Source organism: Gilliamella sp. Pra-s60 (assembly GCF_009795755.1).
Classification (GTDB): domain Bacteria; phylum Pseudomonadota; class Gammaproteobacteria; order Enterobacterales; family Orbaceae; genus Gilliamella.
The window spans coordinates 89,677-102,012 of sequence record NZ_WTFA01000004.1; the positions used below are offsets into that span (position 1 = coordinate 89,677).

At 32.7% G+C, this 12,336-nt stretch carries 9 protein-coding genes; 8 read left to right on the forward strand and 1 reads right to left on the reverse strand.

The features are described 5' to 3' along the window. The first annotated feature begins 21 nt into the window (after positions 1-21). The 8 genes from GQ596_RS04775 (at position 22) to GQ596_RS04810 (ending at position 10,013) form a co-directional block, all read left to right on the forward strand. Positions 22-510 (forward strand): OmpH family outer membrane protein, encoded by a 489-nt coding sequence (locus GQ596_RS04775; RefSeq protein WP_160400543.1) that lies wholly within the window; start codon positions 22-24, stop codon positions 508-510. After that, positions 510-1,538, forward strand: coding sequence for a UDP-3-O-(3-hydroxymyristoyl)glucosamine N-acyltransferase (gene lpxD, locus GQ596_RS04780; RefSeq protein WP_160400544.1), 1,029 nt, complete (start codon positions 510-512; stop codon positions 1,536-1,538). The genes GQ596_RS04775 and lpxD overlap by 1 nt, the downstream gene beginning before the upstream one ends. 106 nt (positions 1,539-1,644) lie before the next feature. Continuing rightward, a complete protein-coding gene (tig, locus tag GQ596_RS04785) occupies positions 1,645-2,946 on the forward strand; it encodes a trigger factor (protein ID WP_160400545.1) in 1,302 nt (433 codons plus the stop codon). Positions 2,947-3,039: 93 nt separating this feature from the next. Then, positions 3,040-3,642, forward strand: a complete 603-nt coding sequence (gene clpP / locus GQ596_RS04790; protein WP_160400546.1) for an ATP-dependent Clp endopeptidase proteolytic subunit ClpP — start codon at positions 3,040-3,042, stop codon at positions 3,640-3,642. Between the two features lie 18 nt (positions 3,643-3,660). Further along, a complete protein-coding gene (clpX, locus tag GQ596_RS04795) occupies positions 3,661-4,926 on the forward strand; it encodes an ATP-dependent protease ATP-binding subunit ClpX (protein WP_160400547.1) in 1,266 nt (421 codons plus the stop codon). A 189-nt stretch (positions 4,927-5,115) separates the two neighbouring features. Beyond that, positions 5,116-7,551: an endopeptidase La gene (gene lon / locus GQ596_RS04800; RefSeq protein ID WP_160400548.1), complete on the forward strand. Its 2,436-nt coding sequence runs from the start codon at positions 5,116-5,118 to the stop codon at positions 7,549-7,551. Positions 7,552-7,685: 134 nt separating this feature from the next. Further along, positions 7,686-9,548 (forward strand): SurA N-terminal domain-containing protein, encoded by a 1,863-nt coding sequence (locus GQ596_RS04805; protein ID WP_160400549.1) that lies wholly within the window; start codon positions 7,686-7,688, stop codon positions 9,546-9,548. Positions 9,549-9,701: 153 nt separating this feature from the next. After that, positions 9,702-10,013 (forward strand): helix-hairpin-helix domain-containing protein, encoded by a 312-nt coding sequence (locus tag GQ596_RS04810; protein WP_160400550.1) that lies wholly within the window; start codon positions 9,702-9,704, stop codon positions 10,011-10,013. 42 nt (positions 10,014-10,055) lie between these two features. On the opposite strand, the gene priA is transcribed toward GQ596_RS04810, so the two are convergent. Continuing rightward, a complete protein-coding gene (priA, locus tag GQ596_RS04815; protein WP_160400551.1) occupies positions 10,056-12,224 on the reverse strand; it encodes a primosomal protein N' in 2,169 nt (722 codons plus the stop codon). Positions 12,225-12,336 lie beyond the last annotated feature (112 nt).

A 12,336-nucleotide genomic window follows, 5' to 3' on the forward strand; every position in this document is an offset into this window, starting at 1 on the left:
AAAAACACATAGGTGGTTAAAGTGAAAAAAATTATATCTATTCTTGCAGTTAGTATTACATTACTTGTTGCTGGTTTTGCAAATGCTGAAGTTAAAATTGGAGTGGTTGATGTTATGGCAGTATTGCAGCGTATGCCTCAACGTGAAACAGTTGGTAAAGCTCTAGATAGTGAATTTGAAGCAAGAGCTAAATCATTACAAGAAGAAGAAAAGAAAGCGGGTGAAGCTGCTGCACGCTTAAAGAAGGATGGTTTAACATTGTCTTCTTCTGAAAAATCTAAATTAAATAAAATGATTTCTGATTTTGAAAATAAAGCTAAAGCGTTTTCTGCAGACTATCGCAAACGTGAAGGTGAAGAAGCAGGCAAATTACTAACTAAAATCCAAGAAGCGGTTAAAGATATTGTCGAAACAGAAAAATACGACATTATTTTAAAGGCTGAAGCTACATTATCTGCTTCGAATGCAGTTGATATTTCAGATAAAGTATTGGAAAAGGTTAAAAAATAATGTTGGCTTGTCGTTTAGAGCAACTAGCTAAGCATCTTGATGCAAAATTACATGGTGACGGTGATTTAACTATCACCGGTATAGCATCAATGAAAAATGCTGTATCTGGACAGATTACTTTTTTGTCTGATAAAAAATTACAAAATCATTTATTAGAATGCAAAGCTTCTGCTGTAGTGATGACAGAAGATACTCTTAAAGATTGGCATGGTGCGGCGCTTATTGTAAAAGATCCATATCTTGCATACGCAAAATTGGCCAAACTTCTTGATACTACTCCAGAACCGGCCAAAGGCATTAGTACATCAGCAGTGATTGATTCTACTGTACTGTTAGGCTGTAATGTATCTATTGGTGCTAATGCAGTGATTGAAAGTGGTGTAGTATTAGGCGATAATTGTATTATTGGTGCTGGCTGTTTTGTTGGTAAAAATACAAAAATTGGTGCTAGTACAAAATTATGGGCTAATGTTTCTATTTACCATAATTGTATTATTGGTGAAAATTGCTTAATCCAATCTGGAACTGTAATTGGGGCAGATGGGTTCGGTTATGCTAATGATAAAGGTAAGTGGGTCAAAATTCCTCAGTTAGGTCGTGTTGTTATTGGAGATAATGTTGAAATTGGTGCATCAACAACAATCGATCGCGGTGCTCTTGATGATACTATTATTGGAAATGGCGTTATTATTGATAATCAATGTCAGATTGCTCATAACGATATTATTGGGGATCATACAGCTGTTGCTGGTGGTGTTATTATGGCTGGGAGTTTGACTATTGGTCGTCATTGTTTGATTGGTGGTGCTAGTGTTATTAATGGACATATGGAGATATGTGATAAAGTTACTGTAACCGGTATGGGAATGGTTATGCGTCCAATTACACAACCAGGTGTTTATTCATCAGGTATTCCATTACAAGAAAATAAGGTATGGAGAAAAACAGCTTCATTGGTTTTACATATTGATGAAATGAATAAGCGTTTGAAAGCGCTTGAGAAGAAACAATTAAATGTCTCGACGTAGACGATTGCGGTCGGTATAATGCATGCCTATTTTTTAATTTTCTAGCTCAGTTATCGTTTTTATATAATTATGGGCAGATGATATTCAATAATTTCGAGGTATAAAGATGCAAGTTTCGGTAGAAACAACACAAGGGTTAGGTCGACGTTTATCAATTACAATTAAAGCAGAAGATATCACAAAAGCGGTTGATAAAGAACTTATTAATACAGCCAAAAAAGTGCGTATTGATGGTTTTCGCAAAGGGAAAGTTCCTTTAAAAATTGTTGAGCAACGTTATGGAGCTTCTATTTTGCAAGATGCATTAAGTGATTTAATGCAACGAAATTTTGTTGAAGCAATTATTCAAGAAAAATTAAATCCGGCAGGCGTCCCAACTTATACTCCAAAAGAATATAAAAATGGTGAAGATTATACTTTCACTGTTGAATTTGAAGTCTATCCAGAAATCAAAGTTGAAAATTTAGATAAAATTGAAGTTGAAAAACCTGTTGCAGAAGTTGCAGATGCTGATGTTGAAACAATGATCGAGACTTTACGTAAACAACAAGGTACTTGGAAAATAGTTGATGAAGTAGCGAAAGAGCAGAATCGTGTAACGTTAGATTTTTTAGGTAAAGTTGATGGTGTTGAATTCGAAGGTGGTAAGGCGGATGATTTTGCATTAGTGTTAGGACAAGGTCGAATGATTCCTGGATTTGAAGATGCCATTATCGGTCATAAAACAGGTGATCAGTTTGATATCAATGTGACTTTCCCTGAAGACTATCATGCTGAAAATTTAAAAGGTAAACCAGCCATATTTGCGGCAACACTAAAAAAAGTTGAAGAACTTGAATTACCAGAACTTACTGAAAAAGTTATTAAACGCTTTGGTATTGTTGATGGTAGTATTGAAAGTCTACGAGCAGAAGTTCGTAAGAATATGACTAGAGAACTAAATACGACAATCCGTAATAAAATTAAAGTACAAGCTATTGATGGTTTAGTTAAAAATAATGAAATTGATATACCTAGCGCATTAGTTGACCGTGAAGTTGACGTATTACGCCAACAAGCAGTATCTCGTTTTGGCGGTAATGTAAAACAAAATATAGAGTTACCGAAAGAATTATTTGAAGCTGAGGCTAAAAAACGAGTTGCTACCGGTTTACTGTTTAGTGAGATAATTGAAAGTAATAAATTAACTGCAGATGAATCTCGTGTTCAGGCATTAATTGACGAAATTGCAACTGCATATGAAGATCCGAAAGAAGTTTTAGAATATTATCGTAAAGATAAAAAAGCAATGGATAATATTCGATCTGTAGCACTAGAGGATCAAGTTGTTGATCTATTATTAGCTAGCGCAAAAGTAACAGAAAAGAATTATTCATTTTCTGAATTAATGAATCAGCAAATAGCCTAATTCATTTGCTATTTAATTTAATTTTAAAAAATTGCTTTAAAGCCCAAATAAGGATTGTCTGTTTGGGCTATTTTATTTAATTAGGAGATAAAAATGCCTTTAGAATCATGTATGGGTGTTATTCCAATGGTTGTTGAGCAAAGCTCTCGCGGTGAACGAGCTTATGATATTTACTCACGATTATTAAAAGAACGAGTTATATTTTTGACTGGGCAGGTCGAAGATAATATGGCAAATCTTATTATTGCTCAAATGCTATTTCTAGAAGCTGAAAATCCTGATAAAGATATCTATTTATATATTAATTCACCTGGCGGTGTTGTGACAGCAGGTATGGCTATTTATGACACAATGCAATTTATAAAACCAGATGTTAGTACAATTTGTTTAGGGCAAGCGTGTTCAATGGGATCACTGCTTTTAACAGCGGGAACTAAAGGCAAACGTTATTGTTTACCTAATGCTCGAGTAATGATTCATCAGCCTTTAGGTGGTTTTCAAGGACAAGCGTCTGATATTCAAATACATGCACAAGAAATTTTACAGGTAAAACATCGATTAAATAATATTTTAGCAATACACACAGGTCAAGATATTAGTGTGATTGAAAAAGATACAGATCGTGATAATTTCATGTCTGCGGATAAAGCTGTTGAATATGGTTTAGTTGATGCCATATATAGCAAAAGATCTTAATATTAGGTAGGTAAAAAAGTGAATAAAGAAAATTCAGAAAAATTACTCTATTGTACTTTTTGTGGTAAAAGTGAGCATGAAGTTCGTAAACTTATTGCTGGGCCATCATCTATTTATATTTGTAATGAGTGTATAGGATTGTGTAATGATATCTTAAAAGAAGAAACGAAAAGTTTTCTTTCTCATGAAGAGTTTATCAATAAACCATTACCAACACCGCATGAAATTAGAGAACATCTCGATGAATATGTAATTGGTCAAGATCGTGCAAAAAAAGTTTTATCTGTTGCTGTTTATAATCATTATAAACGGTTACGCAATTACGCAAGTCACGGTGATGTTGAATTAGGGAAAAGTAATATTTTACTTATAGGTCCTACAGGTAGTGGTAAAACGTTATTAGCCGAAACTTTAGCTCGTTTTTTAGATGTTCCTTTTGCAATGGCCGATGCAACAACATTAACTGAGGCAGGTTATGTTGGTGAAGATGTAGAAAATATTATTCAAAAACTATTACAAAATTGTGATTATGATGTTGAAAAAGCACAACGGGGTATTATTTACGTTGATGAAATTGATAAAATTTCACGAAAATCTGATAATCCATCTATCACTAGAGATGTATCAGGCGAGGGAGTTCAACAGGCTTTATTGAAAATTGTAGAAGGAACTATTGCTTCGGTTCCACCGAAAGGGGGACGGAAACATCCTCAGCAAGAGTTTTTACAAGTTGATACTTCAAAAATTTTGTTTATTTGTGGTGGTGCATTTAGTGGACTAGATAAAGTTATTGAAAATCGCGTGTCAACTAACACTGGAATAGGTTTTGGTGCTGATGTAAAAAGTATTAAAAATAAAATGTCTGAATCCGAATTATTAGCACAAATTGAAGCTGAAGATTTAGTTAAGTTTGGATTAATTCCTGAGTTTATTGGAAGATTACCTGTTATTGGTACATTATCTGAGCTTGATAAAAATGCTTTAATTAATATTCTAACTCAACCTAAAAATGCTTTAACTAAACAGTTCCAAACTCTGATTGAGTTGGATGGTGTTGAACTTGAATTTACTAAAGAAGCACTGGATGCTATTGCTATAAAAGCTATGCAACGTAAAACAGGAGCTAGAGGATTACGTTCAATTGTGGAAAATCTATTATTAGATACAATGTATGATTTGCCATCAATGAAATCTATTAAGAAAGTTATTGTTGAAAAAGAAACAGTCGAACGTTCTCAAGAACCAAAATTAGTGTTTGGTGAGAATTCTGAATTATCTGCTTGAAATATAAACTTGCCACCATAAATATGGTGGCAAAAACTTTGACCTCAAATTAATACTGAAATAAAGTTCCTGTTAATACAGTCAAGATGCTCCAAAATTAATGTATATTTAAATCAAAGAAGATAGGATTGAATATCTAAAAACGATCCCAATATTTACTTAATGGGTTGTACTACTAGAGAAAATAAAATGAATATAAAACGAACTAAACACATGATTATGCCTATTTTACCATTACGTGATGTTATTATATTTCCACATATGGTAATTCCTCTCTTTGTTGGTCGAAGTAAATCAATAAGTTGTCTAGAAAGTGCAATGGATATGAATAAGCAAGTTTTTCTTTTAACTCAAAAAGATCCTTCTTTAGATGATCCTGATATAGATGATTTATATGAAGTCGGAACTGTGGCAAATGTTTTGCAGTTACTTCAATTGCCGGACGGAACAGTAAAAGTTCTTGTTGAAGGTGTTCAACGGGCAAAAATGATTGATGTTTCTGTGCAGGAGAAAAATGAAATTTTTATTGCAAAAGTTAAACCATTAAGCGAAGTTAAAAAAGCTGAAGATATAAGTGAGGCTATGATTCGTTTAACTTTATCTAACTTTGATGAATATGCAAAACTTAATAAAAAGGTAACTCAAGAGGTTGTTGATTCTATTCGTTTAGTAAAGGAACCCTCCCGTTTGGCAGACTCTATTGCTGCTACGCTCTTTTTAAGGGTTGAACAGAAACAAGAAATTTTAGTAGAAGCTAATCTTGTAAAACGTTTTGAATTGCTTATTTCGCTGATGGAATCAGAAATTGACTTATTACAAGTTGAAAAAAATATTAGACAAAGAGTTAAACAGCAAATGGAAAAAGCTCAAAAAGAGTATTACCTTAATGAGCAAATTAAAGCTATTCATAAAGAGTTAGGAGATACAGATAATAAACTCGATGAATATGAAGAGTTAAAGGAAAAAATTATTAAAGCGAAAATGCCTAAAGATGTTGCAGATAAAGCATTAGCTGAGCTAAATAAGCTAAAAATGATGCCAGCAATGTCAGCTGAAGCTACTGTTGTTCGAAGTTATATCGATTGGATGATTCAGGTTCCTTGGTATAAGCATAGTAAAGTTAAAAAAGATATTGAGAGTGCACAAAAAGTTTTAGATAAAGATCATTATGGACTTGACCGTGTAAAAGATAGAATTTTAGAGTATTTAGCTGTTCAAGGGCGTGTTAACAAAGTTAAAGGGCCTATTTTATGTTTAGTTGGGCCTCCTGGAGTAGGTAAAACTTCATTAGGTCAATCAATAGCTAAAGCAACAGGACGTCAGTATACTCGAATGGCTTTAGGTGGTGTACGCGATGAGGCTGAAATTCGTGGACATAGGCGTACTTACATTGGTTCAATGCCAGGAAAACTAATTCAGCGGATGGCAAAAGTAGGTGTTAAAAATCCATTATTTCTATTAGATGAAATTGATAAGATGTCATCTGATATGCGTGGAGATCCCGCATCAGCATTATTAGAAGTACTTGATCCAGAACAAAACAATGCTTTTAGTGATCATTATTTAGAAGTTGACTATGATTTATCAGATGTTATGTTTGTTGCAACGGCCAATTCTATGAATATTCCAGCACCACTGTTAGATAGAATGGAAGTTATTCGTCTTTCTGGTTACACAGAAGATGAAAAATTGAATATAGCTAAGCAACACTTGATTACTAAGCAAATAGAAAATAATGGTTTGAAACTAAAGGAAATTAGTATTGATGATTCAGCTATTATCGGTATTATTCGCTATTATACTCGTGAAGCTGGTGTTCGAGGTTTAGAAAGAGAAATTGCAAAAATTTGTCGTAAAGTTGTTAAAAATCTAGCATTAGATAGCAAATTGAAAAAAGTAACAGTAACACAAGATAACCTAAAAGATTTCCTGGGGATACAACGTTTTGATTATGGTAAAGCGGATAACGAAAACCGTATCGGACAGGTAATCGGTCTTGCGTGGACAGAAGTGGGGGGAGATTTGCTTACTATTGAATCTGTAAGTGTACTAGGAAAAGGGAAACTAACCTATACAGGTTCATTAGGTGATGTTATGCAAGAGTCGATTCAAACTGCATTGACAGTTGTTCGATCTCGCGCAGAAAAATTGGGTATTAATAGTGATTTTTACGAAAAACGTGATATTCATGTGCATGTACCAGATGGTGCAACTCCTAAAGATGGCCCAAGTGCAGGTATTGCAATGTGTACTTCATTGATATCAACATTAACGGGTAATCCTGTTCGTTCAGATGTCGCTATGACCGGTGAAATAACATTACGTGGCGAAGTTTTACCTATTGGCGGACTAAAAGAAAAATTATTAGCAGCACATCGAGGCGGAATTAAAACTGTATTAATTCCAATGGATAATGTTAAAGATTTAGAAGACATCCCTGATAATGTGAAGTCTGAAATCGATGTATATCCAGTAAAATGGATTGACGAAGTGCTGACCATTGCTTTACAAAATAATCCATTTGGTATTGAACCTATGGCTAAAAAAACAAAATTAAATCAACCTGCTAAAAAGTCTATTAAAAAATTAAAAAGTAGCGTTAGGAACACTGCAAACCTAAATTAATTGTTTTTTTATTGGAAAAAAGATCAACTTAATGTTGATCTTTTTTTTAGACTTAATATTCTGACAATAGCCAATTTGGTTAAATATGCTATACTTCCAAAATTAAACATTGGGTATACGGAGAATCGTAAGAAATGATGGAAGCGATCCGAACAGCAGCAAATAGTATTGTTGTTAAGATTATTTTTACAATAATTATTTTATGTTTTATTTTCACTGGCGTTGGATTTTTAGGTTTTGGTAATAGCAATAATAGTGCAAGTGATGAGCAACGATATATTGCTAAAGTTGATGGTGAAGGTATTAGTCGAGCTGGATTTGAAGCTCAAGCTAGAATGGTAACAGGTAAAGAAGGCGGTGATAGTTCTTTTATCAAGCAATTACGTCGTAACGTATTATCTTACCAAATAGATAGTTATTTAGCGTATAAATTTTCACAGCAGACTGGTGTAGCCATTAGTAGTGAACAAATTAAAAAATTTATTATAAAACAAAAAGAATTTTTCAAGAATGGTACTTTTGATGATCAAAAGTATTTAAGTCTTCTTACTGAAAATGGCTTTACTCAAGATAGTTATGCAGAAGCTATAAAAGCAGTATTATTGAAACAACAAGTTGTTGATGCGCTAATTAATAGCACTTTTGTTTTACCTATTGATTCAGAAATATCTTCACTAAAAAAACAAACAAGAAATATATATGCCACTTCAGTCAATACTTCTGTAAGCGATATTGATGAAGCAAGTATAACTATAGAAGATGAACAAAAATATTATAACGAACATTTAAAAGACTTTTTTAAAAATGAACGAGTAAAAGTTAAATATATCTTTACTTCTGAAGATATAATAAGAGAAACACTTGATCTTACTGATGATGAGCTTAGACATGAGTATAATAAAAATATTAAAAATTATTCATATCCAGCCAAGAAAGCTTATAGTGTAATTTTTGTCACTGATAAGGAAAAAGCCAATAATATTTATAAACAGCTTTCATCTGGAGCTGATTTTGAAGATATTGCTAAAACTGTTAGCCAGAATAATGATGTTTCTCCATATGGAAGAAATGGTTCATTGGGTTGGTTTGCTGATGATGATTCTTTACCTCAGGTTTTTAAGGATGCTAATTTGAAACGAGTTGGTAAATTTTCATCACCAATTACTGTTGATGGTGGGTATGCGATAGTTAGATTGGATAATATTCAACCTAAAAAAGTTATGGATTTTGAATTTGCGGCATATGAGATTAATTCAAAACTCTCTAAGAAAAAAATAAAAGAAGCTTTGGAAGCTGAAGAAAATAAAATTAGAACTGCACTGAGTACTTCTCCGGTTACTATTGAGGATCTTGCCAGTAAAGTTGGGCTTGAAGTGAAGGTTTCAGATTGGATGCCTTTCAATGATAAGTTTTCAATTGTTTACCATCCTGAAGTTAGAGATGTAGTTTTTGGTGAAGACATGATAGTTGATGGTAAAGCTACAAATAAAATTTCTGATTTAATCTATGCTGATAGAAATTATGGAAAGTATGATTTTGTTGTACAAACTATCGATTATCGCCCTGAAGGTATAGCTCCATTTGATGAAGTTAGAGATGAAGTTCATAAAAGAATCTTTAATGAAATGGCGCAAAACCAATTTAAATCAACTATTGATAATGCACTTACTCAATTAAATGAAACTGGACAGGCTAAAAATGTGCAGTTTTCAAAAAAATATAATCTAACTCGAGACTCAAAAGAATTAGATCAGAAGGTTGTTAATATGGTGTTTAATTTGTCCACTCCTGTAGCAGGAAAGCGCATTTATGGTGCAGAGTTTTTAGATGATAAAAGTGCTACTATTGTTGTGTTAACTAAAGTTGATACACCAAAAGAATATGAAGATATTTCTTCTGAGTTGTTACCTTTATTTGTTAATAATACCCATTATTATTTTACTGAAGATATTCGTTCTAAGGCAAAAATTGAAATTATGCCTGATTCTAATTTGTGATTTGTTTCTCAAAATAGTAGCAATAATTGAAAAAAAGAAAAGTCACTTGGGTGACTTTTCTCGTTTTTATAATTCATAAAATTTTTTTATTTGGTTAAGTGAGATAGTTATTACGCAAATTTACTTGCGTAACTATTTTTAGAGGTTAATTAAATGAAAATATTTTCACTATTACTTATTTTATTATCAAGCTCCATTTTTTCAAACATGAGTTTTGCTGATTCGACAGCTATAACATCCCCATCAGTTAAAAAGGAACAAAAGCAAATTGCTCAGGTAAATATTAATACTGCAACAGCAGAAGAATTATCAAAAGTATTGACAGGAATTGGGGCAAATAAAGCCCAAAAAATTATCGAATATCGGGAAAAATTTGGACCTTTTGTTTCTGTTGAGCAGTTAAAAGAAGTTTCAGGGATTGGTCAAGCAACACTAGATAAAAATGCCGGTAAAATAATTTTATAATTTATTATTTCCACCAATTAATATTGGTGGAAATATACTATCCTAATTATCAATAGGATCTACATCAATACTCCATTTCACTTTTGATGTTTCAGTCCATTTATTTATTTCCATTAATAGTTGATCTAATATTTTCTGTAATTGTGGTCTATTTGTATGTTGAAGCAGTAATTGCCAACGATAGTATCCTGCTTTTTTGGGATGATTTTCTGGCATTGGTCCAAGTTGCCATAGTGTATGGTCATAATGTAGTTTTAACCAATCATAAATATGTTGTAAAAAAGCTGGAGCATAATGATTATTGCGATCTGCTGCACGAATTAATGTTTGGTAACTAAATGGTGGTAGTTGGGTATGTTGTCTTTCTTGTAATGTTAGTTTGGCAAATTTTTGATAGCCTTCAGTTAGTAAAACATTAAGTAAAGGGTGATTTGGATGGTATGTTTGTAAAATAACTTGCCCTGTTTTAGTTTCACGGCCTGCTCTTCCTGATACCTGTGTATAAATTTGAGCAAATCGCTCAGTTGCTCGAAAGTCACTTGAAAATAAAGCACCATCAACATCGATAATTCCAACTAAAGTGACATCAGGAAAGTGGTGCCCTTTAGCTAAAATTTGGGTACCAACTAAAATGTGTGCACCACCTTGTTGGATACTTTGTAAATAGTTATCTAATGCACCTTTTTTACTCACTGTATCTCGATCAATGCGACTAATCTTGATATTAGGAAAAAGGATCCCAAGCTGTTGTTCAAGTTGTTCTGTTCCAAATCCAATTGGTATTAAATGGGTGGAACCACATTTTGGACATTGATTGGGAACTGTTCTTGGTGTATCACAATAATGGCATATAAGTTTGTTTTGTTTTTGATGTAATGTATAGGGTTTATCACAACGAGGGCATTCAGCAATCCAACCACAATCATGGCATATTAATAATGGTGAAAACCCTCTACGATTTAAAAATAACATGACCTGATTATTATTAGATAAATGCTTTTTTATTTTCTCAATCAACGGTTGAGATAAACCAGCAGTAAGTACTAACCCACGTAGATCTAAAATCGACTGTTTTGCAAGCGTTGCATTACCCGCTCTTTCAGTTAATTGTAATAAATGGTACTTGTGTTTTTGTGCATTATTGAGTGTCTCAATCGATGGGGTTGCAGAGCCTAAAACAATTGGAATATTATTAAATTTAGCTTGAATAATTGCTAAATCTCGAGCGTGATAGCGCCAACCTTCTTGTTGTTTATAGGAGCTATCGTGTTCCTCATCAATAATAATCATACCTAAGTCTTTAAATGGAGTAAAAAGTGATGAGCGAGTACCGACAACTATAGCATTTTCTCCATTTTTACTTCTTAGCCAAACTGCTAGTCTTTGTTTATCCGTTAATCCTGAATGTAAAATATCAATTGGCGCATTGAACCGTTGTTTAAAACGTTTAATAGTTTGTGGTGTTAATCCAATTTCTGGAACTAGTACTAATGCTTGTTTACCTGTAGCTAATATATTAGATAGTATATTTAGATATACTTCTGTTTTACCCGAGCCAGTCACTCCTTCTAATAAAAATACTTCAAATTGATGGTTTTTTTTGTTGATTGTTTCTATAGCATAGGCCTGTTCTTTATTTAGCTGAATTGAACTAGTATTTGTTGAAAAATTGGTTTGCCATTGAATATTATCTAATTGGCAGCTTACTTGTTCTATCAGATCTTTTTTCTGTAATTCTTTATAAATAGTGTTACTTACGTCATTTTCTGAAAGAGTACTATTTCTGAATGATGATAATAATAATTTTTGTTTCGGAGTCCGTGATAACGATTCTAGATCAATATTTTTTCCCAGTTTAGTTAATTGCCATTGTTTTATTTCTTCCTTGATTGCTTTTTTTCCTTGTCGTAATAAAACAGGTATAGAATGGAATAGAACTTCGCCAATAGGATAATGGTAATAACTAGCAGCCCAGTTTAATAACCGCCAAATAGAAGGTGTAAAAACTGGTTCAGTATCAATGACACCTGTAATCGTTTTTAAGCTTTTAATATCAAATTCGGTTTTTTCGTCAATATTAACAATAATTCCTATTGCGTCACGTTTACCGAAAGGAACTTTAACCCGCATTCCAACTTGAGCAGGTTTAGTTAATTGATAATCAAATATTTGGTAAAGTGGTACAGGTAAGGCTATATGAGCGATAAGCATTAAAAAATCACAGATATTATAATTTATATAAAACTATATTGTACGCAGTTTTTACATAACCCGCAAAAGTTATAAAAACAATCTAGTTTTTATTCATCTATATTTATTACAT

What these genes read in the sequence shown, in the direction of transcription:
- GQ596_RS04810 (WP_160400550.1), top strand. Translation starts at nt 9,702, where the DNA reads ATGAAAATATTTTCACTATTACTTATTTTATTATCAAGCTCCATTTTT.
- priA (WP_160400551.1), bottom strand. Translation starts at nt 12,224, where the DNA reads ATGCTTATCGCTCATATAGCCTTACCTGTACCACTTTACCAAATATTT.
- lpxD (WP_160400544.1), top strand. Translation starts at nt 510, where the DNA reads ATGTTGGCTTGTCGTTTAGAGCAACTAGCTAAGCATCTTGATGCAAAA.
- GQ596_RS04805 (WP_160400549.1), top strand. Translation starts at nt 7,686, where the DNA reads ATGATGGAAGCGATCCGAACAGCAGCAAATAGTATTGTTGTTAAGATT.
- clpP (WP_160400546.1), top strand. Translation starts at nt 3,040, where the DNA reads ATGCCTTTAGAATCATGTATGGGTGTTATTCCAATGGTTGTTGAGCAA.
- lon (WP_160400548.1), top strand. Translation starts at nt 5,116, where the DNA reads ATGAATATAAAACGAACTAAACACATGATTATGCCTATTTTACCATTA.
- tig (WP_160400545.1), top strand. Translation starts at nt 1,645, where the DNA reads ATGCAAGTTTCGGTAGAAACAACACAAGGGTTAGGTCGACGTTTATCA.